We start from the raw sequence: 23223 nt of genomic DNA on the forward strand, positions 1-23223 counted from the left end.
ATGGAACGCATGATGACCGTGCTCCGCACGAACACCTTCGCCTTCGCGCTCGTACTGGCGATCGCGCTGCTGATCGCCAACATCCTGGTGCTGCCGGCGTTCGGCGATCCGAGCACCTATGAGACGACGCTCGCCGGGCTCGCGCCGTTCGCCCTCGTGGCGATGGCGAGCACGCCGCAGATCATGAGCGGCGGCGGCGGCATCGACGTCTCGATCGGCCCGCTCGTCGGGCTGATCGGCGTCGTCTACGCCGTCTACCTGCAGCCGCACGGGCTGGGCGGACCCGAGCTGGCGATCCCGATCGGCGTGCTCCTGGGGGCCGGCGTCGGGGTGCTCAACGGCTTCAACATCGCCGTGCTGCGCTACCAGCCGGTGATCGCCACCCTCTGCATGTACTTCATCCTCGGCGGCGTCAGCCAGTGGATCCTGCCGGCGGCCCAGTCGACCCAGGGCGGGTGGACGGACCACCTGGCCGGTTCGCTGGGACCGATTCCCTACGGATTGATCCTGATCCTGATCCCGCTCGGCGTCTGGGCGGTGCTGCGACGGCGCACCTCGTACGTCAGAACGCTGCAGGCGGTCGGCGGCAGCGACCGGGCCGCGCTGACCGCGGGCATCAACGTGGTCCGCGTCCGGCTCATCGCCTATGGCCTCGGCGGCGCCATCGCGGCAGTGGCGGCGTTCGCGCTCATCGGCCTGACGCGTGGCGCGGACCCGACGATCGGCCAGCAGTACACGCTCGTCGGCATCGCCGCGGTGAGCCTCGGCGGCACCGTCATGAACGGCAGCCGAGGCGGGATGCTGGGCGGCGTCTTCGGCGCGGCGTGCATCTTCCTGATCCAGAACCTGTTGAGCAACCTGGGCGTCGCGCCGACCTGGTTCCAGGTCGCCTACGGAGGCGTGCTGGTGGGCGCAGTCGTGCTCAGCTCGCGCTTCGCGTCCACGGGCCGCCGCAAGGAGGCACTCGCATGAGCACCGGCGCCGACACCGGCATGAACGATCCGCTGACCCCGGAGACCGGCCGCTCCGCGGGCGCCGCGCTGCCCGAACCGAGGCCCCCGGTCCCGCGCGGACGCCTGGGCCTGACCCAGAACCCGCTGTTCGCGCGCCTGGCCTCGATCCAGCGGCGCCTGCCGCTGATGCAGGCGGCCGCGCTCGCGCTGCTGTTCGCCTACGGCGCCGCGTCGCTCGACGGGTTCTCGCGCTACTCGAGCATCAAGACGATGCTCATCATCGCGGCGTTCCTGGGCATCGCGGCCGTCGGCCAGCAGATCGTCATCCTGATCGGCGGCGTCGACCTCTCGGTCCCGGCCTTCATCACTGTCGGCAACTTCATGGTCCCGCAGCTGGCCGGGATCCATGGCTGGCCGTTCGGGCTCGCCGTGGTGGCGCAGATCGTCGTCGCGATCGCGATCGGCGCTGGGACCGGATGGATCTGCAACCGCTTCAAGGTCGAGCCGCTCGTCGTCACGCTGGGCGTCGGAACGGTGGTGATCGGAGCCGTCGCGGTGTGGACGAACGGCCTCGTGGACGCCGGCGTCCCGGCGTGGGTCAGCCGGCTCACCTCGCCGGCCACCGACAGCTTCGGCCTGGACATCCCGCCGATCGTCGTGATCTGGGCGGTGATCGCGATCCTGATGGCGGTCCTCCTGCACAAGACCGTCATCGGCCGGCGCATCTACGCCTCGGGCGCCAACCCGCGCGCAGCGGAGGTCGGGCTGGTCCCGGTGCGCCGGGTCTGGATGTTCGCCTTCGCGCTCAGCGCGGTCGCGGCCTCGTTCGCGGGGCTGATGCTGGCGGGCTTCAGCGGCACCGGCAACATCCGCATCGGCGACACCTACCTGTTCTCCAGCCTGGCGTCGGTGATCGTCGGCGGGACCGCGCTGGTGGGTGCGCGCGGCGACTACTGGCGCACCGTGCTCGGCGCGATCCTGCTCACCATGCTGACGACGATCCTGATCGGCCACGGCCTCGGTCAGGGCGGTCAGCAGGTCTTCTACGGCCTCGTGATCCTGCTCGTGGTGCCGGCCTATGGCCGGGACCGCCGGACCGCGGACCGGATCTGACGACGGCATGCGCCGACCCCCGTCTCGCTGAGAGAGGAAGTCTTGGAATATCGACGACTGGGAGCATCCGGGCTGCGCGTGTCCGCGCTCGCGCTGGGCACGATGACGTTCGGCGGCGGGCACGGCTACGGCGACGTCGGCCGCCTCGACGTGGACGGCGCGCGCCGGCTGCTCGACACCGCGATCGACCAGGGGGTGAATCTGGTCGACACCGCTGACCACTACTCCGCGGGCGGCTCGGAGGAGATCCTCGGAGAAGCGCTCGGCACCCGTCGAGACCGCGTTCTGCTCGCGACCAAAGCGCGCTTCGCGATGGGCCCGGGACCGAATGACGCCGGCCTTTCGCGGCATCATCTGATCGCCGCGTGCGAGGCGAGCCTGCGGCGGCTGCGCACCGATCACATCGACCTCTTCCAGGTCCACGACTGGGATGGGCAGACACCGCTGGAGGAGACGCTCGGGGCGCTGGACGACCTCGTCCGGTCGGGCAAGGTCCGCTACGTGGGGTGCTCGAACTTCGCCGGCTGGCAGATCATGAAGGCCTTGGGCATCGCGGACGCCCGGCGCCTGCCGCGCTTCGTCAGCCAGCAGATCTACCTGTCGCTGCAGGAGCGCTCCGCCGAGTACGAGCTGGTGCCGTCGGCCATCGATCAGGGCGTCGGGCTGCTGATCTACAGCCCGCTGGCCGGCGGCTACCTGACGGGCAAGTACCGTCGCGACGCACCGGTGCCGACCGGCGCTCGCCACGCTGGAGACTGGATCGAGCCGCCGCTCTACGACCCCGAGAAGCTCTACGACACCGTCGACGTGCTGCGGGAGCTGGCCGCGGCGCACGCGGTCTCACCGGCGCGCGTGGCAATCGCCTGGCTGTTGGCGCGGCCCGGGATCAGCAGCGTGATCCTCGGCGCCCGCAGCGCCGAGCAGCTGGCCGACAACCTCGCGGCCGGCGAGCTGAGCCTCGGCGCCGAGGACCATGCGCGTCTGGAGGCCGTGAGCCGGCCCGCGCTGCTGTACCCGTTCTGGCATCACCGCAACGCGGCCAGCGAACGACTCAGCGAGGCCGACCTGTCGCTGATCGCGCCACACCTTCACCCATCGAGCACCGAGCAAGGAAGACCGGCATGAGAGTCACCGTGTGGGGCGAGGGCTTCCTCGACCTCGACACCCTCGGCGAGCGTCCGGAGCCGCTGAACTACCGCGGTTACGTGGATCGCGCGCGCGAGCTGTACCCCGACGACGTCCACGAGGCGGTCGCTCGCCTCCTGCGCGAGCGCCTCGGCGACGGCGCCGAGGTGCGCACCTCCGTCTTGGCCGACCCGGCGGCCGGGCTCGGCCCGGAGCTGCTGGAGGCGACCGACGTCCTCGTCTGGTGGTCGCACGTCAAGCACCACCTCGTGCCCGACGAGACGGTCGAGCGCGTGTGGCAGCGCGTGCGCGAAGGGATGGGCCTGATCATGCTCCACGCCGGGATCGAGTCGAAGATCTTCCGCCGCCTCATGGGCACGACGTGCAATTCCGAGGGCTGGCGCCAGTCCGACGACTGGGAGGCGATCTGGACGGTGAGCCCGGGCCACCCGATCAGCGAGGGCGTCCCGGCGCGCTTCGTCATCCCGGTCGAGGAGGTCTACTGCGAGTTCTTCGACATCCCGGCGCCCGACGAGCTCGTCTTCCTCAGCACCTTCCGCGGCGGTGAGGTCTTCCGCAGCGGCTGCTGCTGGCAGCGCGGCAACGGGCGGATCTTCTACTTCCGCCCCGGCCACGAGTCCTACCCGACCTACCACCAGCCCGAGGTCCAGCAGGTGCTGGCCAACAGCGTGCGATGGGCGAACCGGGAGGCGGCGACGACCGTCGACCTGTCGCCCTTCGACGGCCAGCACCCGGACGCGGCGAAGGCGCACGAGCTGCACGACGGATGGTTTCGCAGGCTGGGCGCAGCAGGCGGGGGTCGCGCGGAAGTCGAGAGATGATCAACGATGGAGGAACGGATGACCTGGCAGCTCTCTGACGGCACGGCACAGCTCACGAACCTGAGCCACGTCGGCATCGCGGTCAAGGACGCGGAGGCGACGGCGAAGCTGCTGTCCTCGATCTGGAACATCGGAGACCCCGAGGTCTTCGACTACGCACCCGAGCCGGCGGACATGATCGCCGGCTCGGCGTTTGCCGTCCGCCTCGTGTTCCTGAAATTCGGTCCGCTGACGATCGAGCTGCTCCAGCCGCTCGACGACAAGTCGATCTGGTCGACGTTCATCGCCGAGAAGGGCGAGGGCATCCACCACATCGCGTTCGGCGTCTCCAACTACGACGAGATGGTCGACATCTTCACCGCCCAGGGGCACCCGCTGCTCGTCGCCGCCGTCTTCAACGGCGAGCGCTGGTGCTATTTCGACACCGCGCCGGGCGGCACGGTGATCGAGTTCCGCGAGGAGTACAAGCGAGCCGGCGCCTGAACCCCCGGGAAGGTCTACAGGCCCGTCAGCGTGCGCGTCGCGGGCGCGCCCACGTGCGCTGGGCTGCGCTCGCGCGCGGCGCGGCTCAGCTCGGAGGGGGAGATCCCGTACTCCGCCTTGAACGTGCGCGAGAAGTGCGCAGCGTTGGTGAAGCCCCAGCGGAACGCGACGTCGGTGACGGTGCCGCCGGTCGGGCGCTCGAGATCCGCACGGCAGCGCGCGAGGCGCTCGCGGCGGACGAGCCGTGCGACGGACTCGTCGCTCTGCTCGAAGGCGGCATGCAGCGCGCGCACCGAGACCGCATGGGCGTGCGCGATCATCTCGGGCGACAGCGTCGGGTCCTGCAGATGGGAGCGGATGTACGCGCGCACCTCGCCGCGCAGCGCCTCGGTGCGGGCGGTGCGGCTGCTCGGCACGCCGGGCTCCAGCGCCGCGCGCAGCAACTCCAGCGCAGCGTCCGCGGCGGCCGACGCCGCCGGGCGATCGAGCTGCGGCAGCTCGATCGCGACCGCGTTGACATACCGCACGAGCAGCCGCGTGGCGCTCTCGGCCAGCGGCGGCACGCTGTTGGCATACGACAGCCGCGGGCAGACTGCCGCGACGCGCTCGAGCGGGAAGATCAGCGTGCGCTTGACGAACGGTTCGAGCACCTCGATGTCGACCGGCTCCCAGCCGCTCCACACCTTCACGTCGCCGGCGCGCGCGAGGCTGCGCTCGCCACGCTCGTGCACGCGCTCGACGCCCCGGCGCACGAACTGCAGCCCGAGCACGGCGCCCGCGTCGTCGTACGCGTTGCCGGCGACGTCGTTGATCCCCTCGAACGGCAGGCACTCGCAGTCGACCAGCATCAGGTCGTCGAGCCAGCGCCGCGTGACGACGCCCTGGAAGACGGTCGGCGTCCTCTGCGTCATGCGGGCGTTGAACGCGACGTGCGTCTTCGCGAGCACGTCGGCCCAGGCGTGGAGGCCGCCGTTGGCGTCCGCGGCGCCGCTGACCCGCCAGCGCTCCGAACGAGCGGTCTCGGGCGCCGCGGCGACGACGACCTGCATCTCAGAATCCATGCTCTCCTCCGTCCTGCCGTACGACGTGCCCCGTACGACGTGCAGATTATGCTAACACCGCCGCACACAAGCAAAATGGCGTCGGCGCGTTGGAGCGTTCACCAGCCGGCGATCGAGCCGGCGTCGACCGGCAGCGCGACGCCGGTCACGAACGAGGAGTCGTCCGAGCACAGCCACAGCGCCGCCGCCGCGACCTCGGTCGGCAGGCCCAACCGCTTGATCGCATGCGGCGCCATCAGCTCCTGCTTGCGCTCCTGCGAGACGTCCTCCGTCAGACCGGCCTCGATCACACCGGGGCAGACGGCGTTCACGCGGATGCCCGCGTCGCCGTATTCCAGCGCGCCGTTCTTGGTCAGCCCGACGATGCCGTGCTTGCTCGCGACGTAGGCGCCGATCTCGCGCACACCGCGCAGGCCGGCGTTGGACGCCGTGTTGACGATCGCGCCGCCGCCGTGGCCGAGCATCGCGCGGATCTGGCTGCGCATGCCGAGAAACGTGCCGCGCAGGTTGACCGCGATGATGCGGTCGAAGAGCGCGACGTCGGTGTCGGCCAGCAGCCCGTGGCCGCCGATGCCCGCGTTGTTGCAGGCGAAGTCGAGCGCCCCGTGGTGCGCGAGGACGGCGGCGCAGAGCGCGTCGTGGTCCTCGGGCCGGGTCACGTCGCAGACCTGCAGCGCGCCGCTGCCGCCGGCCTCCTCGACGAGCCGCAGCGTCTCGCGCGCGCCGTCCTGCGCGGACGCGAGATCGGCGATCACCACGTGTGCGCCCTCCGCCGCCAGCGCCACCGCGCACGCGCGGCCGATGCCGCTCGCGGCGCCGGTCACCAGGCCGGCCTTGCCCTTCATCTTCGACGACATCGTGGCGAAGCTTAGGCGCCCTCGTCCGCGCGCGCGTGCCGTTGAGCGCGAGATTCCTTGCCCCTCCGTGTACGAATGGGACGCGTGTCTCGACGCCCGTGCACGGCGCGCCTAACGTCCCGCGGATGGCACCAGCTCCGCAGATCAACACCGTCTCGGGCCCGCTCGACGCGACCGCGCTGGGGAAGACGCTCGGCCACGAGCACCTGCGCTTTCGCGACGACGCCGTCGCGGCGAACTGGCCGTCGCGCTACGACCCGGCCGCCGAGCTGCGTGCCGCCGTCGACGCCGTCGGCGTCGCGATGGCCCATGGCGTGAGAACGATCGTCGACCCGACCGCGATGAACGCCGGGCGCGACGTCAGGTTCCTCGCGCGCGTCGCCGAGCTGACAGGGGTGCAGATCGTCGCGTGCACCGGGATCTACACGTTCGACCGGCTGCCGTTCTACTTCGAGAACCGCTCGGTCGACGTGATGGCCGACCACTTCGCCGAGGACGTCGAGCAGGGGATCCAGGGCACGGACGTGCGCGCCGCGTTCATCAAGGTCGCGGCCGACGAGCCGGGGATCACGCCCGGGGTCGAGAAGGTCCATCGCGCGGCGGCGCGGGCGGCGCTGCGGACGGGCGTGCCGATCATGGCGCACTCCGCGCCGGCCGTCGACAACGGGCCGCGGCAGGTCCAGCTCCTGCTCGAAGAGGGCGTCGACCCCGCGCACGTGCAGATCTGCCACTACGGCGACACGACCGACGTCGACCAGATCGAGCGCCTGCTGGAGCTCGGCGTGTACGTTGGCCTCGACCGCTTCGGCTCGCCGCGGCCGCCGTTCACCGCCGCGCGCATCGACGTCGCCGCCGAGCTGCTGCGACGCGGCCGGGGCGATCGGCTCGTCGTGTCGCACGACTTCTGCGCGACGATCGACTGGTTCCCGCCGGAGACGATGGAGGCGATCGTGCGCGAGGGCGAGTCCAACCCGTATGGGATGGGCCTCGTGTTCGAGCGCGTCGTGCCGGCGCTGCTGGAGGCGGGGGCGCTCGACGACGCGGCGCTGCAGCGCCTGTTCGCCGACAACCCGCGCAACTGGCTGACGGGCGCGCAGCGGACGTGACGAGCGCGCTGTCCGGCGGCCTGCACGTATCGGCAAGGAACCCGTCACGCGTCGCACAGCCGCGCCGGGCCTTCGCGGTTAGCGTGTTCGGAGGATTGAGAGAGAGCACCGGCGCACCTCGTGCGATCCGGAACGGTGAAGCGAAGGGAGCGCGTCGTGGATGACGTGGAGTTGATGGCGTTGTACTGGACCGTGTCCGGTCCGGTGGACGTGCACTACGGACGCGAGTGGAGCACCTTCGAGTGGTCCGCGCGGTGCGAGCAGGCGGCGAAGGTCGGCTTCGCCGGCATCGGGCTGTGGCACGCCGACATCGAGCACCAGCTCGAGACCCGCACGCTGCAGGAGATCAAGCGCACGTTCGACGACGCCGGCCTGAAGCACCTGCAGCTCGAGTTCATCGACGACTTCTTCGTGGAGCAGGGCAGCGCGGCGCGCCGCGCCTCCGACCGCCGTCGCAAGCAACTGCTCGACGCGGCCGCGGTGCTCGCGCCGCTGCACGTCAAGGTCGGCAACATCCCCGGGACCGCGGCCGAGCTGGGGCGCGTGATCGAGAGCTTCAACGAGCTGTGCGCGGAGGCTGCGCAGCACGGCGTCGACATCGTCTACGAGCCGATGCCGTTCGACGTCAACGTCAACACGCTCGACGCGATGGTCGCGTTCGCCGAGGGCATCGACGCCGACAACGGCGGCGTCGCGATCGACGTCTGGCACATGAGCAAGATGGCGATCGCGCCCGCCGCGCTGCGCGCCCTGCCGGCCGATCGGCTGACGTGGGTCGAGCTGTCGGACGGCCTCTTCGCCGACCGCGACGACCGCATCGACGAGACGATCAACCACCGCCGCCTGCCCGGCGAGGGCGAGTTCGACAACCCCGGCTACGTGGCCGCGTGCGCTGAGATCGGCTACGCCGGCCCATGGGGGGTGGAAGTGCTCTCGGCGGAGCTGCGCGCGCTTCCGATCGAGCAGGAGTTCCAACGAGCCTACGAGTCGACCCGCGCGCAGTTCGGCGCAGCGGTCGCGTGAACGAGGGAGAGACGGACGTGACCGACGAGGCCAACCAGCGCGAGCGCGTCAGCGCAGAGCGCCTGATCTGGATGCTGACCCAGATGACGCGCGTGCGCGAGTTCGAGGAGCGCGTCAAGCGCACCTTCACCGAGCACCCCGGCGTGATCCGCGGGCACACGCACCTCGCCGACGGCGCGGAGGGGTCGATCATCGGATCGGTCGCCGCGATGGCCGAGGGCGACCAGGCGTTCGCGACCTATCGCTGCCACGGCTACCCGCTCGTGCTCGGGACCGACCCGAAGGCGATGATGGCCGAGATCTACGGCCGCACGACCGGCGTCTGCTCGGGCTACGGCGGCTCGATGCACCTGCTCGACACCGAGCGCGGCTTCATGGGCACCTCCGGCATCGTCGCGCAGGGCATCCCGCAGGCGACCGGCGCGGCGTACGCCGCGCAGGTGCGCAGAGACGGCCGCGTCGTGCTCTGCTTCTTCGGCGACGGCGCCTCCAAGCAGGGCGCGTTCGCCGAGTCGCTGAACATCGCCTCGCTGTGGAAGCTCCCGATCGTCTACGTGATGGAGAACAACGACTACAACGTCGTCACGCGCAGCGATCAGGAGGACGCCAACGCCGCCAACGGCGAGCCGCTGGCCGTGAAGGCGAAGGCGTTCTCGATGCTCGGCGTGACGATCGACGGCGGCGACCCCGAGCTGGTGCTCGCGACCGTCGGCGAGGCCGTCGAGCGGGCGCGCTCCGGCGGCGGCCCCACGCTCGTGGAGTCGAAGGTCTACCGGCTCAGCGCGCACGGGAACATCATCGCTCCGCCCGGCGTGCCGCTGCACTACCCGGAGCACGAGGCGATCTCGGTCTTCGGCGCGACGGAGGAGTACGAAGCCGCGCTGCGCGGCGATCCGGTCCCGCGCATGCGCGGACGGCTCGTCTCCGACGGGATCCTCACAGCCGAGCAGGCCGACGCGATCACGGCGGCCGCGCGCACGGAGATGCAGGAGGCCGTCGACTTCGCCCTCGAGAGCCCGTTGCCGGCCGCCGAGGACGCGCTCCTCCACGTCTACGCCTGAGCCGCAGTGGATTCAACCATGCCGTTTCCGAATGAGGTAACCCGTGCCACGTGAACTTGCATACATCGCCGCGATCGACGAGGCGATCGACCTCGAGATGCGCCGTGACGAGCGCGTGCTCTATTACGGGCAGAACCTCGCCACCACCGAGAACGACGAGTTCATGAAGAACTTCGGCAAGGACCGCGTGCGCGTCACGCCGATCTCGGAGACCGCCGAGATCGGCATGGCCGTCGGCGCGGCGCTGACCGGCCTGCGGCCGGTGGTGGAGCTGTACATGGCGGAGTTCATGCTCGTGGCGATGGACCAGGTCGTCAACGAGGCGCCGCGCTTCCGCTACATGTCGGGCGGGCGCGTCTCCGTGCCGCTGGTGCTGCGCGCCGGCTACGGCTTCACCGCCGGGTGGGCCGGCCAGCACACCGGCTCGATCTACGGGATGTTCATGGGCGTCCCGGGGCTCAAGGTCGCGCTGCCGACGACGCCCGCCGACGCCAAGGGCCTGATGGCGACCGCGATCCGCGACGACAACCCGGTCTGCTTCTTCCACCACTACCTGCTGACGCTGGAGCACGGCGACGTGCCGGAGGGCGAGCATCTCGTCCCGTTCGGCCAGGCCGCGATCCGCCGCAGCGGCGGCGACGTCACGATCGTCGCGACCGGCTGGATGGTCGGCCAGTCGCTGGAGGCGGCCGAGCGGCTCGCCGCAGAGGGGATCGAGGCCGAGGTGATCGACCCCCGCACGTTGACGCCGCTGGACACCGACACGATCCTCGCCTCGGTCGCCAAGACCGGCCGGCTCGTGCTCGTCGACCAGGCGACGCGCGCCGCGTCGGCGGCGGCGGTGATCGCCGGCGAGGTGGCCGAGCACGGTTTCGGCGACCTGAAGGCGCCGATCAAGATGGTCTGCGCGCTCGACGCGACCGTCGCCTACAGCCAGCCGATGGAGGAGTACGTGCTCCCCGACCCGTCGAAGATCGCCGACGCGGTGCGCGAGCTGCTCGGCGTCGCGCCGTCCGCGCTGCAGGAGAGCTCGAGCTCGTGACGTCCGGCGCCACCAAGTCGCAGGCCGCCGGCCTGCAGCCCGAGCAGGCGCTCGATCTGCTGCGCACGATGTGGCGCATCCGGGCGCTGGAGGAGCGCATCGGCGAGCTGAAGCGCGCCGACGAGGTCTACGGCCTCATGCACCTCAGCATCGGCGGCGAGGGCGTCGCCGCCGGCGTCTGCCGGCAGCTGCGCGACAGCGACGCCGTCTACAGCGGGCATCGCGCGCACGGTCACGCCGTCGCCCAGGGGGTCCCGCTCGACCGCCTGCTGGCGGAGCTGATGGGGCGCGACGGCGGGCTGTGCCGCGGCATGGGCGGGTCGATGCACCTCGTCGACGCCGAGCACGGCTTCCTCGGCGCGACCGGCGTCGTCGGCGGCAACCTGCCGCTCGCCGTCGGCACCGCGCTCGCGGCCAAGCTGCGCGGCGACGGCGCCGTGACGGTCGTCTTCTTCGGCGACGGCGCGGTGCAGGCGGGGCATTTCCACGAGTCGGTCAACCTCGCGACGCTGTGGGGTCTGCCGCTCGTGTTCGTGTGCGAGAACAACGGCTTCGCGGAGTTCACGCCGCGCTCGGCGCACACGAACGTCGAGCGCGTCAGCGACGTCGTCGCGCCCTACGAGATGGAGCGCGCGACGGTCGCCGGCAGCGACGCCGCGGAGGTCTGGGACGCGTTCGGCGCGTACCTGGCGGCGGCGCGCAGGGGCGGCGGCCCGTTCCTGCTCGAGTGCCTCACGCACCGGCTGCGCGGCCACTACGAGGGCGACCCGCAGGCGTACCGCGAGGCGCTCGCGGCCGACGACTGGGCGCAGCGGGATCCGCTCGCGCGGCTGACGCTGCGCGGTCGCGAAGAGGGCTGGTGGGGCGACAGAGAGGTCGCGGAGCTGGAGGCGCAGGCGCGCGAGGAGGTCGAGGCGGCGACCGCGTTCGCGCGCGCGAGCCCCTTCCCGCCGTCCGGCCTTCCGCGGCAGCTCGTCTACGCGGACGGGGTCGCCGCATGAGCCGCACCACGTACGTGCGGGCCGTCGGCGACGCCGTCGCGCGCGCGATGCGCGCGGACGAGCGCGTGATCGTGCTCGGCGAGGACGTCGCGGAGGGCGGGCCCTACACCGCCACCGCGGGTCTGTCGGAGGAGTTCGGGCGCGAGCGCGTGCGCAACACGCCGATCAGCGAGGCCGCGGTCTGCGGTGTGGCGGTCGGCGCAGCGCAGGCGGGCATGCGGCCGATCGTCGAGATCATGTTCATCGACTTCATCACGCTCGCGCTGGACCAGCTCGTCAACCAGGCCGCCAAGGCGCGCTTCATGTCCGGCGGTCAGCTGTCGGTCCCGCTGGTGCTGCGCACGCAGGGCGGGGCGGGGCAGCGCGGCGGCGCGCAGCATTCCCAGAGCCTGGAGAGCTGGCTGACGCACATCCCGGGGCTGAAGGTCGTGATGCCCAGCCGGGCCGTCGACGCCGCCGGTCTGATGACCAGCGCGATCGCCGATCCCGACCCCGTCGTCTTCATCGAGAGCAAGGCGCTGTACTTCGCGCGCGAGGACGTCGCCGACGAGCCGCCCGCGGTGCCGATCGGCAGAGCGATCACGCTGCGCGCGGGCTCCGACGTCACGATCGTCGCGACGTCGCGGATGGTGCGCTCGGCGCTGGAGGCGGCCGAGCGGCTGGCGGGCGAGGGGATCGAGGCCGAGGTGATCGACCCGCGCACGCTCGTGCCGCTCGACGTCGAGGCGATCACGGCCTCGGTCGCGCGCACGAGCCGCCTCGTCGTCGCCCACGAGGCGGTCGAGTTCGGTGGCTTCGGCGGCGAGATCGTGGCGACGGTCCAGGCCGCCTGCTTCGACGACCTCGACGCGCCGATCGAGCGCGTCGGCGCGCCGTTCACGCCGATCCCGCTGAGCCCGCGTCTGGAGGAGGAGTACCTGCCCGGCGCCGACGAGGTCGTCGCGGCAGTGCGCAGAACGCTCGCCGACGGGTGACGCCGGATGCGCGAAGGAGTCAACGAACGGGAGGTCGCATGCGGGCCGCGGTGACGGTCGGTCCCGGCGTCGTCGAGCTGCGCGAGGTGCCGGTGCCGCGCGCGCCCGGGCCGGGCGAGGCGCTGCTGGCGCCGGAGGCGGTCGGCGTCTGCGGATCGGACCTGCACTACTTCACCGGCGAGCTGGCCGACGCGGCCTTTCCGCGCGTGCTCGGCCACGAGCTGGCCGCCACGGTCACGGCGCTGGGACCCGAGGTCGACGCCGGCCTCGGCCTGGCGGTCGGGTCGCGCGTCGCGGTCTGGCCGCTGCAGGCCTGCGGCTACTGCGACGTCTGCCGCGCCGGGCGCGGCAACGCCTGCCCGAACTTCAGGCTGATCGGCATCCACACCGATGGCGGGCTGCAGGACGCGCTCGTCGTCCCCGCCGCGCAGTGCTTCCCGATCGCCGCCGGCGCCGCGCTCGCGACGCTCGCCGAGCCGCTGTCGGTCGCCGTCCACGCGGTCGCGCGCGGCGCCGTGGGCGCCGGCGAGGCCGTCGTCGTGCTCGGCGCCGGACCGATCGGACAGGCGGTCGGCGTCGTCGCGCTGGAAGCCGGCGCGCGCGTGCTCGCCGTCGACCGGCTGGCGCCGCGGCTGCAGCCGAGCGCGGCGCTCGGGATGGACACGCTCGCGCTGCACGACGGGGTCGATCTCGTCACGGCGGCGCGCGCGTGGGCCGGCGGCGACGGGCCGCCGGTCGTCTTCGAGGCGACCGGCGCGCCCGCGGTCGCGGCCGACGCGCTGGCGATCGTGCGTCCCGCCGGGCGCGTCGTGCTCGTCGGGCTGCCCGGCGACGACGCCGCGATCCCGCTCGGGATCATCACGCGCAAGGAGCTCGACGTGCTCGGGACGAGCTGCTGCACGCGCGCGGAGTTCGCCGCGGCGGTCGACCTCGTGGAGCGCCGCGGCGACGAGCTGGGGCGGCTGATCAGCGGCGAATGGCCGCTGGACGACGTCGCCGGCGCGCTCAGCTGGGCACTGGAGCGACCGGCGCAGACGATGAAGCTCGTGGTGCGAATCGGGGAGGAGACGGCATGAGAGAGCGGCGCATCCAGGTGATCGGCGCGCACTCGGCGGACTTCGTCTGGCGGGCCGGCGGCGCGATCGCCGCCGTCACCGCGGCGGGCGGCAGCGCGGAGGTGATCGCGTTGTCCTACGGCGAGCGCGGCGAGTCGGGCGAGCTCTGGAAGCAGCCCGGGCAGACGCTCGAGCGTGTCAAGCAGATCCGCCACGAGGAGGCGCGACGGGCGGCCGAGCACGTCGGCGCGACGTTCCGCTGCCTCGACCTCGGCGACTACCCGCTCGAGATCGGCGCGGCGCAGCTGCTCGAGATCGCCGACGCGATCCGGCAGTTCGCGCCGCACGTGCTGGTCACGCACACCGACAGGGATCCGTTCAACCCGGACCATCCGATCGCCCACGCGGCGGTCGATCGCGCGCGCAGCCTGGCGGCCGGCGCCGGCGTCAGCTCCGCGTTCGCGACGATCGTCCCACCGGCGTTCTTCCTCTTCGAACCCCACCAACCGGAGCTGTGCAACTTCATGCCGACGACGTTCGTGGACATCACGCCCGTCTTCGAGCGCAAGCTCGAGGCGATGGCCGAGATGCAGGCGCAGAGCTATCTGCGCGACTACTACACGGAGCGAGCGGGCCATCGCGGCAATCACGCCCGCCGGGCCGCGGGGCGGTCCGAGGTCCGCTACGCCGAGGCGTTCATGCGCGTCGTGCCGCAGGTGGTGACATCGCTGTGAGCGCGCACGACCGCGATGCCGTCCATGCGCAGCTCGCGCAGCTCGGGGCGGCGACCGTCTACGAGGCCGCCGGTCGCGTCGGGCTGCTGGACTGCGACCTGCTGCAGGTCGTGCCCGGCTCGCGGGTGGCGGGCCCCGCGCGCACCGTGCGCTGCGGGCAGGACGACAACCTGATGGTCCATGCGGCGATGACCAGGCTGCGGCCGGGCGAGGTGCTCGTGCTGACGATGCCCGAGCCCAGCGCCGTGGCGCTGGTCGGCGACCTGCTGCTGACGCAGGCACAGGTGGCCGGGGCCGCCGGCGTGCTCGTCGACGGCTCGATCCGCGACCTCGAGGAGCTGCGCGCGATGGGCCTGCCGGTGTGGGCGCGCTGGGTGCGCTCGCGCGGCGCGACGAAGGAGATCGTCGGCGCGCTCGACGTCGAGGTCGAGGTCGGCGGCGCGCGGATCGCGCCGGGCGACGTCGTCGTGCTCGACGCCGACGGCGGCGCGGTCGTCGCGGCGGACCGCGTCGAGGAGGTGCTCGCCGCGTCGCAGGCGCGCGAGCAGCGCGAGGCGGCCAAGCGAGAGCGGCTGCGCGCGGGCGAGCGCTCGTACGACCTCGACGGTCTGCGCGCGCTCGTCGAGGGTGTCTGAGGCGCGGCGTGCCGGACGCGCGGCCGCTGGGCCGCGCGTCGCGCGCGTGCGTCAACCGAACAACGAGAGGAACGAAGCGCATGGCTGACCTGGTGGCCGGCATCGGCATGTCCCACAGCTCGATGATCGTCGCCGACGACGCGCAGCTGTGGCTGCGGCACGAGGCGATCGACCGGCAGCATCCCTACCTGCGTGACCGACAGGGGCAGACCACGACCTTCGCGGAGCTGGAGCGCGTCAACGGCGCGCGCTACGCCGAGCAGGCGACGCTGGAGCACATCGGGCCGCAGGTCGAGCAGACGCGCGCCGCGATCGCCCGGCTGCGCGCGGACGTCGCGGCGCTGAGGCTGGACGTGCTGCTCGTCTTCGGCGACGACCAGATGGAGTTCCACGCACTCGACAACATGCCGGCGCTCGGCGTCTACTACGCCGACGAGCTGGTGATGGGCACGAAGATGCGCTTCGCGACCTATCAGGCCGAGTTCGGCGACGTCAGCATGCTGATGCGCGGCTACGCGATGGACCAGCGCCACGTCTTCCCGGGACACGCGCCGCTGGCGCGCCACCTGATCGCGACGCTGCTGGAGCAGGGCTACGACGTCGGCGCGATGGGCGGCGTGCCCGACGGCGGCGACGTCGGCATCGGCCACGCGTTCGGGATCGTCGAGACCCAGCTGATGGAGCCGGGGACGATCCCGCTCGTGCCGGTCTTCGTGAACACCTACTGGCCGCCGAACCAGGTGCCGGTCGCGCGCTGCTACGACCTCGGCCGCGCGGTGCGCGCCGCGGTCGAGTCGTTCCCGCAGGAGCTGCGGGTCGGCGTCGTCGCGTCGGGCGGCTTGAGCCACTTCTCGACCGACGAGGAGCTGGACCGGCGCGTGCTGGACGCCTGTCGCACCCATGACGAGGAGGCGCTGCGCGGGATGCCGCCGGAGCTGCTGGACGGCGGCAGCTCGGAGATCCGCAACTGGATCTCGGTCGCCGCCGCCTGCCGCGACCTGCGGATGGCGTGGGACGAGTACATCCCGGTCTACCGCACGGCGGTCGGCACGGGCGTCGGGCTGGGCTTCGCGCTCTGGTCGAAGGAGCGCTAGATGGCGACGTTCGTGCTGGTCCCCGGCGCATGGCACGGCGGCTGGTGCTGGCAGCGCCTGGCGCCGCTGCTGCGCGCCGAGGGGCACACGGCCGTCGCCGTGACGCTCACCGGCCTGGGCGAGCGCGCCCACCTGGTGTCCCCGGCCGTCACGCTCGACACGCACGTGCGCGACGTCGTCGGCGTGCTCGACTGCGAGCGGCTGTCCGACGTCGTGCTGGTCGGCCACAGCTACGCCGGGCAGGTCGTCGCGGGCGTCGCCTCGGCGCGCCCGCAGCTGGTCGGACGGGTCGTCTACCTCGACGCCTTCCTGCCGCACGACGGCGAGCGCGCGATCGACCTGCAGCCGCCGCAGATCGCGCACCACTATCGCGAGTCGGTCGCCGCGGCGGGCTTCGGCTGGTTGATCCCGCCGCGCTCGCTGGAGGTCCTCGGCGTGCCCGAGCAGGCCGATCGCGACTGGCTCGCGGACCGTCTCGTGCCACATCCGTTTCGCACCTACACCGATCCGGCGACGGTCAGCGCGCAGTCGCGCGCGATCCCGTCCGCGTTCGTCGAGTGCGTCGACTGGATGCGCGTCTTCCGCCCGTTCGGCGAGCGGGCGCGCGAGTTCGGCTGGCCGGTCCATGAGCTGGCCACCGGCCACGAGGCGATGGTGACGGCGCCGGCGCAGCTGGCGCAGGTGCTGGGCGCGATCGTCGATCGAACAGGAGCGGAGGTCTGATGGAGTTCCTCGTCTACACCGAGAACCGGCTGTCGCCGGACACCGACCCGGAGCGGGTCGCGGAGCTGCGCGCCGCCGAGCGGGTCCGCGCCGACGAACTGCGCGCCGCGGGCGTGCTGAAGCGGCTCTGGCGCACGCCGGGGCGGTGGGCGACGGTCGCCCTCTACGAGGCGCCCGACGCGACCGATCTGCACGACGCGCTGGCGTCGCTGCCGATGTGGCGCTTCACGGACGTCCGCGTCGAGCCGCTCGCGAGCCACCCGCAGGAGCGCTGAGCGACTGCCGCGCCGAGCCGGCTGCCCCACGACGCAAGAACGGGGCCGCTCCGAAAGGAGCGGCCCCGTCTGCGTTGCGGTCTTGTCCGGCTGGGATCAGTTGATCCCGAAGACCTGCTTCTGGTAGGCCTGCAGGTCCAGCAGCTGCTGCTTGCTGAACGCGGGGAGGTTGTAGAGCGTGACCTGGCTGGCGTCGAACAGCGACGTCGAGATGCCCGGCAACGCGGAGCCGGAGTCGGTCGCGGAGATCTCCTGCGCCTCTCTCGTCATCGCCCAGTTGGCGAACACCTGGGCGGCGTTGGGATGCGGGCTGTCTCTCGTCAGCGCCATCAGCGTCAGCGGCGCCGGCGGCTTGTCGAGGAAGCCGACCTCGATCGGGGCGTCTCTCGGCACGAAGGCCTTGGCCGTGAACGACGTCCAGGCGTACTGGCCGGCCGACAGCGCCTGCATGCCCTGGTTGAGGCCGATCATCAGCCGCGCTCTCGCGTCGGCGGACAGCTGGACGAAGTTCGGATCGTTGAAGGTCTTGTCGTAGGACTGTCCGATCAGCCACACGCCGTACGCCTCGTTGGTGTCCTGCGTGAAGTCGAGCATGGCGTTCGGCATGCTCTTGTACTGCCCGTCGGTGAGCAGCTGCTTGAGCGTCGGTCTGCCCTTGATGAGGTCCGTGTTCCAGGCGTACGCGATGATTTGGAAGCCGTACAGCGTCCACAGCGGCGCCTCGGCCGGGCCGGTCCACTTCTTGATCGTCGACGAGTCGATTATGTTGGGACCTCTCAGCGGGGTCCAGTAGTCCTTGTGGTCCTGCATGAAGCCGAGATCGGACGAGATGTCGATGTCGGCGATCTTCTTGCCGCCCTTCTGCTCCGCGTCGATCTTGATGTCGCCGTTGGGCAGACCGCAGAGGAAATCGACCTTGATGCTCGGGTACGCCTTCTCGAACGCCACCTTCTGCTGCGGGCACGTGGTGTCCGGGTTCTGGTTGGAGTAGACGGTCAGCGTGCCTTCTCTGTTGGCGGCCTCGACCACCTTGTCCCAGTCGGCGGAGCTGGTTCTCGCTGAGCCTCTGTAGGAGCCGCCCGGCATCCCGTCGACGGTCGCGTCCGGCGGGACCGGGGGTTGTCTCGGCGTCGCCGAGCTGGACCCGGCGCTCGTGCCGGATCCCGTTCCTGAGTTGGACGCGCCACAGCCAGCTGTGAGCAGCGCGACTGCAAGGACGACCAGGGCCGCCCATCGCACAGATTTCATCTCTTCCTCCCTCGAACTTGCTGGTCACCGATTGGCCAGCTACTGATTGGCCAACAACCGGTCGGGGCTGCGAAGCCGAGCTTCGCGGCTGTCGGCTCGACGTACTTCACCGTGGGGCGCTCTCCTCTGATCCGCTTGGATCCGCACTGCGATCCGGTCCATCTCGCGCCTGTGGCCAGGCTACCCGCGGCGTCCAGACCCGGCTGTGCCCACCGTGCCGGGTTTCTTGCCTTTCTGTGCATTCGGCGCGAAGAGCGCGTGACCATGACGCCGAATCACGACGCTGACACGGTGAATTGACCACCGTAGCGGCGCTCTGAACAATGATCTGAGGGTCGGGGGCGGGCGTCATCGGTGTGTGACGCCCGGCTCCGCGCCGCGCGCGAGCGTCTGTTCCTTGACCGGTACGTCGCCCAGCGCCTCGTCGATTGCGGCAAGCGTGTCCGGCGTGAGTTGGATGCCGGACGCCTTCACGTTGGCGCGGACCTGTTCGGGCCGCGAGGCGCCGACGATGGCGCAGCTGACCTCGTCGCGGCGCAGCACCCAGGCGAGCGCGATCTCGGTCAGTGAGAGTCCGGCCCCCTCGGCGACCGGGCGCAGGCGCTCGACCGCGTCGATCGCCGCGTCGCTCATGACGAGGTCCATCGCCGTTCCCATCTCGCTGTGCGCCGCGCGCGAGTCCGCCGGCACGGGCTGACCGGGACGGTACTTGCCGGTCAGGAGCCCCTGGGCCAGCGGGGACCAGACGATCTGCCCGATCCCGTTGGCGCAGCAGAGCCCGAAGACCTCGGCCTCCGGCGCCTGCCAGAGCATCGAGTACTGCGGTTGGGAGGAGACGAACAGGTCGGCTCCCGCGATGTCGATCGCCGCCTGGATCTGCTCGGGCGTCCACTCGCTGAAGCCGAGACAGCGCGCCTTGCCGGCGGTGACGACCTGCGCAAGCGCGTCGATCGTCTCCTCGATCGGGACGCTGACGTCGAAGCGGTGCGCCTGGTAGAGGTCGACGTGATCGGTGCGCAGCCGCGCCAGCGAGGCGTCGATCTGCTTGGCGATCTGCGCGGCCGACAGACCGCGGTCGGCCGGGTCGTCGGACATCTGGCCGCAGACCTTGGTGGCGAGCACGTAGGAGTCGCGCGGGCGCTTGGACAGCAGCTCGCCCCAGACGGACTCGGCGGCGCCGCGGCCGTACACGTTCGCCGTGTCGAAGAAGGTGACGCCGGCCTCGAACGCGGCGTCGGTGCAGGCGCGCGCCTGCTCGAACGCCACGCCGCCGTCGAACGTGAGCCATGACCCGAGCGAGATCTCGGAGACCTCGATGTCAGACGAGCCGAGCTTTCGGTAGTTCATGGAGGAGGCTGTTCCTTTCCGCGGGTCTTCGGAGGGGCTCAGACGAGCGCTTCGCGCGCGAACGGGCGCTCACGCGCGAGCGATGGGTCGATCTCGACGCCGAATCCCGGCTTGTCCAGGGCGGAGACGCGGATGCGCCCGTTCACCGGCACCGGCTCGTCGAGGAACAGGGGTGAGAACATCGGGATCACCTCCGTCGCGTCGTGGTGCAGCATCAGGAACTCCGCGTACGGCGTCGTCGGGCGCGTGCAGACGAAGTGGTAGCTGTAGACGCTCGAGCCGTGCGGGATGACCGGCGTGTCGTGCGCGTCGGCGTAGGCCGCGATCTTCAGCAGCTCGGTCATGCCGCCGCACCAGTTCACGTCGGGCTGCACGAAGTCGGCGCAGCCCATGTCGATCAGCATCCGAAAGCCCCAGCGCGACCATTCGTGCTCCCCCGTCGAGAGCAGCACGTCGCGCGGCGCACGGCGACGGGCCTCGGCGTAGCCCCAGTAGTCGTCGGGCGGCAGGAACTCCTCCAGCCAGCGCAGCTGGTAGGGGGCCAGCGCGTCGATCAGCCGCAGCGCGTACGTGAGGTCGAGCGCCATCCAACAGTCGTAGGACATGAAGAACTGGTCGGGGTCGCCCGCGCGCTCGCGCATCTCGGCGAAGATCTCGACGTTCTTGCGCAGGCCCTCCGTCCCCTCGGCCGGACCGTGCTTGAGCGTCATCTTGCCGCCCACGAAGCCCATCTCGCGAGCGAGGTCGGGACGCGGGCCGGTGGCGTAGAAGCTGATCTCGTCGCGCACCGCGCCGCCGATCATCGCGTGGACCGGCTCCTCGCGCAGACGGCCGAGCAGATCCCACAGCGCGAGGTCGACCGCCGAGATCGCGTTGACCGCCAAGCCCTTGCGGCCGTAGTAGAGCGAGGCGCGCCACATCTGGTCCCAGCTGCGCTCGATCTCGTGCACCGGACGGCCCTCGACGAAGCGGGCGAGGTGGTTCTCCACCAGCCAGCAGGCCGGCGGGCCGCCGGTCGAGACGCCGACGCCGACCTCGCCGGTGTCGGACTCCACCTCCACGATCACCGTGCCGAGCGCGTTCAGCCCGAACGAGGAGCGCGTCATGCGGTACTCGGGATAGGGGGACATCGGCGTGGCGATCTGGCCGTCGATCCAGTGTCCGCTCGCCTGGTCGTGGTAGTCCGCGCCGCCACCGGCGACGACGTACGCCCGCACCGACGCGACCCGCGCGGTGCTTCGAGCACGTGCGTTCAGCAAGGTCTCGCTCTCCTTCTCGTCATGCGTCATGGATCCTGTGTTTCCGCGGCGGCTCAGCGTGCGGCCGTCATGCCAAGATGGCTGTAGGTGGCGCGCTCGACCGCGGCGAAGACCCGCAGCGTCGGCTCGTCCAGGAACGGCAGGATCTGGGTCATCATCAGCCCGGCGACGCCGGCGGCCGGGTCGATCCAGTAATGCGTGTTGGCGATCCCCGCCCACGAGAGCGCGCCCGCACAGCGGCCCTCCGGCGTCGGCTCGGTCGTGATGACGAAGCCGAGTCCCCAGCGCTTGGGGATGCCGCCGGTCAGGTCGAGGTCGAGCGAGAACTCCGGCAGCACGCTCCTCCAGCCGCGCATCGGCAGGGTTCCGATCTGGTTGCGCGTCATCGCGCGCACCGACGACGGCGCGACGATGCGGACGCCGTCGAGCTCGCCCTCCCCGAGCAGCATCCGCAGGAAGCGCAGGTAGTCGCGGGCCGTGCTGTAGAGCCCGCCGCCCGCGTTGGTGAACTCGGGATCCTCGACCAGGTCGAGCGTCGTGGGGACGAGCCCGGCGGGACCGCGCAGGTGGACGCACGCGGAGCGGCGCACCTGGTCGTCGCTGCGCTGGAAGACCGTGTCGTGCATCCCCAGCGGATCGAGCACCGCCGCGCGCAGGTGCGCGCCGAGCGGCCGGCCGGTGAGCGCCTCGACGACCTGACCGGCCCAGTCGAGGCTGACGCCGTAGCGCCACTGCTCGCCGGGATCCGACAGCAGCGGCAGCTCGTGTGCGCGGCGCAGCCCGCCGCCGGCGCGCGGCAGGCCCGTCCGCCGCACGTAGTCGTCGAGCGAGGCGTCGGCGAAGTCGTAGCCGAAGCCGGCGGTGTGCGTCAGCAGATGCCGCATCGTGATGCGGCGGGCCGGCGGGCGCAGACGCGGCTCGCCGCGCTCGTCGAACCCCTCGAAGACCTGCACCTCGTCGAGGTAGGGGACGATCTCGCCCGCCGGCGCGTCGAGTTCGAGCAGCTGCTGCTCCACGAGCTGCAGGACCGCCACGGTCGTCACGGCCTTCGTCATCGAGGCGACGCGCACGACGGTGTCGGGCGTCATCGCGGCGCCGGCGCAGCGCGCGCCGGCGGACGCCATGTGGCAGTCCGCCGGCGTCGCGACCGCCGCGCACGCGCCGACGAGGTCGCCGTCGCGGACGGCGTCGTGCAGGATCCGCTGCAGCTCGGCTTGCATCGTGTCCACGGGACCTCGGCCGTCGCGCCTCAGCCGCGCGGCGACGCCCAGGCGAGTCCGCGCAGCTCTGCGAGCTCCGCGGGCGTCGGCGTCCAATCGCGCGCCTTGATGTTGGCCTCGGCCTGCTCGGGCGTGCTCGCGCCGACGATGACGACGCCGACGGCGGGCATCGCCGCGATGCCGCCGATCGCCAACTCGACCAGCGAGATCCCGCGCGCGTCGGCGAACGCCTGCAGGCCCTCCAGCGCGTCCCACGCCGCGTCGCTGACGTCGTCGAGGAGCGCGTTGTAGCGGGCCCCGTCAGGTCCTCTCGCGCCGCGACGGAACTTGCCCGTCAGGAGGCCGCTCTCCAGCACGAACCATGGGTGCACACGGATTCCCAGCCGCTCGCAGGCCGGGATGACGCTCTCCTCGTTCTGCCGTGAGAGCAGGCTGTAGTGCGTCATCGACGAGATCGGGTACGGCAGCTCGCCCGCCTTGGCGGCGCTCGCGGCCGCCTCGAGCTGCTGCGCCGAGAAGCCGGCGACGCCGACGTAGCGGACCTTGCCCGCGCCGACGAGCTCGCCGAGCGCCCCCAGCGTCTCCTCGATCGGCGTGACGGGGTCGGGCTCGTGGATCTGGAAGAGGTCGATGTAGTCGGTTCCGAGCCGTCTGAGCGCGCCCTCGCACGCCCACCGGACGTACTCGGCCGAGCCCTTGGGCACGTCCGGGGCACCGGGGATGTCGCCGTGGCCGCCGAACTTCGTGCCGACCATGACTTCGCCGCGCCGCGCGCCGAGCGCTCTGCCGAGGTACTCCTCGCTCTCGCCGGCGCCGTACACGTCGGCGGTGTCGAACAGCGTGTAGCCGAGGTCGAGCGCCGCGTGCACGACGCGCTCGCAACGCTCGTACTCGACGAAGTTGCCGAACGGGTTGTGGCCGAAGTTGTTGCAGCCGAAGCCGAGGGCGGACACGTCCGGACCGCCCTCGGTGAGCTTGATCGTCCGCATGCG

24 protein-coding genes are annotated in these 23223 nt (G+C 71.5%); 17 read left to right on the forward strand and 7 right to left on the reverse strand.

The window, feature by feature from the left end; all coding sequences use genetic code 11:
• The 5 genes from Q7L65_RS22085 to Q7L65_RS22105 are packed head-to-tail and all read left to right on the forward strand — an operon-like array spanning nt 1 to nt 4516.
• A complete protein-coding gene (locus tag Q7L65_RS22085) occupies nt 1-972 on the forward strand; it encodes an ABC transporter permease (RefSeq protein ID WP_304724594.1) in 972 nt (323 codons plus the stop codon).
• Nucleotides 969-2066 (forward strand): ABC transporter permease, encoded by a 1098-nt coding sequence (locus Q7L65_RS22090; RefSeq protein ID WP_304724596.1) that lies wholly within the window; start codon nt 969-971, stop codon nt 2064-2066. Before Q7L65_RS22085 ends, Q7L65_RS22090 begins: the two co-directional genes overlap by 4 nt.
• A gap of 42 nt (nt 2067-2108) precedes the next feature.
• The gene (locus tag Q7L65_RS22095; RefSeq protein WP_370552615.1) at nt 2109-3191 is read left to right on the forward strand and encodes an aldo/keto reductase; all 1083 of its coding nucleotides are present in this window, start codon (nt 2109-2111) and stop codon (nt 3189-3191) included.
• A complete protein-coding gene (locus Q7L65_RS22100) occupies nt 3188-4033 on the forward strand; it encodes a ThuA domain-containing protein (protein ID WP_304724600.1) in 846 nt (281 codons plus the stop codon). The genes Q7L65_RS22095 and Q7L65_RS22100 overlap by 4 nt, the downstream gene beginning before the upstream one ends.
• A gap of 18 nt (nt 4034-4051) precedes the next feature.
• A complete protein-coding gene (locus Q7L65_RS22105) occupies nt 4052-4516 on the forward strand; it encodes a VOC family protein (protein WP_304724602.1) in 465 nt (154 codons plus the stop codon).
• Nucleotides 4517-4530: 14 nt separating this feature from the next.
• On the opposite strand, the gene Q7L65_RS22110 is transcribed toward Q7L65_RS22105, so the two are convergent.
• Both Q7L65_RS22110 and Q7L65_RS22115 read right to left on the reverse strand, forming a co-directional pair.
• Nucleotides 4531-5577, reverse strand: a complete 1047-nt coding sequence (locus Q7L65_RS22110) for a helix-turn-helix domain-containing protein (protein ID WP_304724604.1) — start codon at nt 5575-5577, stop codon at nt 4531-4533.
• Nucleotides 5578-5675: 98 nt separating this feature from the next.
• Nucleotides 5676-6434 carry an SDR family NAD(P)-dependent oxidoreductase gene (locus tag Q7L65_RS22115; RefSeq protein ID WP_304724606.1) on the reverse strand — a complete coding sequence of 253 codons (759 nt, stop codon included), beginning with the start codon at nt 6432-6434 and terminating at the stop codon, nt 5676-5678.
• Between the two features lie 125 nt (nt 6435-6559).
• On the opposite strand from Q7L65_RS22115, the gene Q7L65_RS22120 reads away from it, so the two are divergent.
• The 12 genes from Q7L65_RS22120 (at nt 6560) to Q7L65_RS22175 (ending at nt 17157) form a co-directional block, all read left to right on the forward strand.
• Nucleotides 6560-7540 (forward strand): phosphotriesterase, encoded by a 981-nt coding sequence (locus Q7L65_RS22120; RefSeq protein WP_304724608.1) that lies wholly within the window; start codon nt 6560-6562, stop codon nt 7538-7540.
• A gap of 156 nt (nt 7541-7696) precedes the next feature.
• Nucleotides 7697-8563, forward strand: coding sequence for a sugar phosphate isomerase/epimerase (locus Q7L65_RS22125; protein ID WP_304724610.1), 867 nt, complete (start codon nt 7697-7699; stop codon nt 8561-8563).
• Entirely contained in the window at nt 8560-9624 is a 1065-nt protein-coding gene (locus Q7L65_RS22130) for a thiamine pyrophosphate-dependent dehydrogenase E1 component subunit alpha (RefSeq protein ID WP_304724612.1), read from the forward strand. Before Q7L65_RS22125 ends, Q7L65_RS22130 begins: the two co-directional genes overlap by 4 nt.
• 43 nt (nt 9625-9667) lie before the next feature.
• Nucleotides 9668-10666: an alpha-ketoacid dehydrogenase subunit beta gene (locus tag Q7L65_RS22135; RefSeq protein ID WP_304724614.1), complete on the forward strand. Its 999-nt coding sequence runs from the start codon at nt 9668-9670 to the stop codon at nt 10664-10666.
• A complete protein-coding gene (locus Q7L65_RS22140) occupies nt 10663-11667 on the forward strand; it encodes a thiamine pyrophosphate-dependent dehydrogenase E1 component subunit alpha (RefSeq protein ID WP_304724616.1) in 1005 nt (334 codons plus the stop codon). The genes Q7L65_RS22135 and Q7L65_RS22140 overlap by 4 nt, the downstream gene beginning before the upstream one ends.
• The gene (locus Q7L65_RS22145) at nt 11664-12641 is read left to right on the forward strand and encodes an alpha-ketoacid dehydrogenase subunit beta (protein WP_304724618.1); all 978 of its coding nucleotides are present in this window, start codon (nt 11664-11666) and stop codon (nt 12639-12641) included. The genes Q7L65_RS22140 and Q7L65_RS22145 overlap by 4 nt, the downstream gene beginning before the upstream one ends.
• A gap of 38 nt (nt 12642-12679) precedes the next feature.
• Complete coding sequence (locus Q7L65_RS22150) at nt 12680-13717, forward strand: zinc-binding dehydrogenase (protein WP_304724621.1); 1038 nt, start codon at nt 12680-12682, stop codon at nt 13715-13717.
• On the forward strand, nt 13714-14430 hold the full coding sequence (locus Q7L65_RS22155) for a PIG-L deacetylase family protein (RefSeq protein ID WP_304724624.1): 717 nt from the start codon (nt 13714-13716) through the stop codon (nt 14428-14430). The genes Q7L65_RS22150 and Q7L65_RS22155 overlap by 4 nt, the downstream gene beginning before the upstream one ends.
• Entirely contained in the window at nt 14427-15065 is a 639-nt protein-coding gene (locus Q7L65_RS22160) for a 4-carboxy-4-hydroxy-2-oxoadipate aldolase/oxaloacetate decarboxylase (protein WP_304724626.1), read from the forward strand. Before Q7L65_RS22155 ends, Q7L65_RS22160 begins: the two co-directional genes overlap by 4 nt.
• Before the next feature lie 80 nt (nt 15066-15145).
• Nucleotides 15146-16159: a hypothetical protein gene (locus Q7L65_RS22165; RefSeq protein WP_304724628.1), complete on the forward strand. Its 1014-nt coding sequence runs from the start codon at nt 15146-15148 to the stop codon at nt 16157-16159.
• Complete coding sequence (locus Q7L65_RS22170; protein ID WP_304724630.1) at nt 16160-16882, forward strand: alpha/beta fold hydrolase; 723 nt, start codon at nt 16160-16162, stop codon at nt 16880-16882.
• On the forward strand, nt 16882-17157 hold the full coding sequence (locus Q7L65_RS22175; protein ID WP_304724631.1) for a muconolactone Delta-isomerase: 276 nt from the start codon (nt 16882-16884) through the stop codon (nt 17155-17157). The genes Q7L65_RS22170 and Q7L65_RS22175 overlap by 1 nt, the downstream gene beginning before the upstream one ends.
• A gap of 96 nt (nt 17158-17253) precedes the next feature.
• Here the strand turns inward: Q7L65_RS22175 and Q7L65_RS22180 are convergent, their stop codons facing one another.
• From Q7L65_RS22180 to Q7L65_RS22200, 5 genes are all read right to left on the reverse strand, one after another.
• Nucleotides 17254-18405 carry a hypothetical protein gene (locus Q7L65_RS22180; protein ID WP_304724633.1) on the reverse strand — a complete coding sequence of 384 codons (1152 nt, stop codon included), beginning with the start codon at nt 18403-18405 and terminating at the stop codon, nt 17254-17256.
• Between the two features lie 348 nt (nt 18406-18753).
• Nucleotides 18754-19752, reverse strand: coding sequence for an aldo/keto reductase family protein (locus Q7L65_RS22185; RefSeq protein ID WP_304724635.1), 999 nt, complete (start codon nt 19750-19752; stop codon nt 18754-18756).
• Between the two features lie 38 nt (nt 19753-19790).
• Nucleotides 19791-21041: an L-rhamnonate dehydratase gene (rhmD, locus tag Q7L65_RS22190; RefSeq protein ID WP_304724637.1), complete on the reverse strand. Its 1251-nt coding sequence runs from the start codon at nt 21039-21041 to the stop codon at nt 19791-19793.
• Nucleotides 21042-21064: 23 nt separating this feature from the next.
• On the reverse strand, nt 21065-22231 hold the full coding sequence (locus Q7L65_RS22195) for a serine hydrolase (protein ID WP_304724638.1): 1167 nt from the start codon (nt 22229-22231) through the stop codon (nt 21065-21067).
• 29 nt (nt 22232-22260) lie between these two features.
• Nucleotides 22261-23220 carry an aldo/keto reductase gene (locus Q7L65_RS22200; protein WP_304724639.1) on the reverse strand — a complete coding sequence of 320 codons (960 nt, stop codon included), beginning with the start codon at nt 23218-23220 and terminating at the stop codon, nt 22261-22263.
• Between the last annotated feature and the right edge of the window lie 3 nt (nt 23221-23223).

It is taken from the genome of Conexibacter sp. CPCC 206217 (assembly GCF_030646165.1).
Classification (GTDB): Bacteria; Actinomycetota; Thermoleophilia; order Solirubrobacterales; family Solirubrobacteraceae; genus Conexibacter.

Excerpts from the sequence above, each read along its gene's own strand:
- Q7L65_RS22185 (WP_304724635.1), bottom strand. The coding sequence starts at position 19,752 with ATGAACTACCGAAAGCTCGGCTCGTCTGACATCGAGGTCTCCGAGATC.
- Q7L65_RS22110 (WP_304724604.1), bottom strand. The coding sequence starts at position 5,577 with ATGGATTCTGAGATGCAGGTCGTCGTCGCCGCGGCGCCCGAGACCGCT.
- Q7L65_RS22150 (WP_304724621.1), top strand. The coding sequence starts at position 12,680 with ATGCGGGCCGCGGTGACGGTCGGTCCCGGCGTCGTCGAGCTGCGCGAG.
- Q7L65_RS22165 (WP_304724628.1), top strand. The coding sequence starts at position 15,146 with ATGGCTGACCTGGTGGCCGGCATCGGCATGTCCCACAGCTCGATGATC.
- Q7L65_RS22085 (WP_304724594.1), top strand. The coding sequence starts at position 1 with ATGGAACGCATGATGACCGTGCTCCGCACGAACACCTTCGCCTTCGCG.
- Q7L65_RS22090 (WP_304724596.1), top strand. The coding sequence starts at position 969 with ATGAGCACCGGCGCCGACACCGGCATGAACGATCCGCTGACCCCGGAG.
- Q7L65_RS22115 (WP_304724606.1), bottom strand. The coding sequence starts at position 6,434 with ATGTCGTCGAAGATGAAGGGCAAGGCCGGCCTGGTGACCGGCGCCGCG.
- Q7L65_RS22120 (WP_304724608.1), top strand. The coding sequence starts at position 6,560 with ATGGCACCAGCTCCGCAGATCAACACCGTCTCGGGCCCGCTCGACGCG.
- Q7L65_RS22170 (WP_304724630.1), top strand. The coding sequence starts at position 16,160 with ATGGCGACGTTCGTGCTGGTCCCCGGCGCATGGCACGGCGGCTGGTGC.
- Q7L65_RS22200 (WP_304724639.1), bottom strand. The coding sequence starts at position 23,220 with ATGCGGACGATCAAGCTCACCGAGGGCGGTCCGGACGTGTCCGCCCTC.
- Q7L65_RS22155 (WP_304724624.1), top strand. The coding sequence starts at position 13,714 with ATGAGAGAGCGGCGCATCCAGGTGATCGGCGCGCACTCGGCGGACTTC.
- Q7L65_RS22100 (WP_304724600.1), top strand. The coding sequence starts at position 3,188 with ATGAGAGTCACCGTGTGGGGCGAGGGCTTCCTCGACCTCGACACCCTC.
- Q7L65_RS22175 (WP_304724631.1), top strand. The coding sequence starts at position 16,882 with ATGGAGTTCCTCGTCTACACCGAGAACCGGCTGTCGCCGGACACCGAC.
- rhmD (WP_304724637.1), bottom strand. The coding sequence starts at position 21,041 with ATGACGCATGACGAGAAGGAGAGCGAGACCTTGCTGAACGCACGTGCT.
- Q7L65_RS22105 (WP_304724602.1), top strand. The coding sequence starts at position 4,052 with ATGACCTGGCAGCTCTCTGACGGCACGGCACAGCTCACGAACCTGAGC.
- Q7L65_RS22145 (WP_304724618.1), top strand. The coding sequence starts at position 11,664 with ATGAGCCGCACCACGTACGTGCGGGCCGTCGGCGACGCCGTCGCGCGC.
- Q7L65_RS22180 (WP_304724633.1), bottom strand. The coding sequence starts at position 18,405 with ATGAAATCTGTGCGATGGGCGGCCCTGGTCGTCCTTGCAGTCGCGCTG.
- Q7L65_RS22195 (WP_304724638.1), bottom strand. The coding sequence starts at position 22,231 with ATGCAAGCCGAGCTGCAGCGGATCCTGCACGACGCCGTCCGCGACGGC.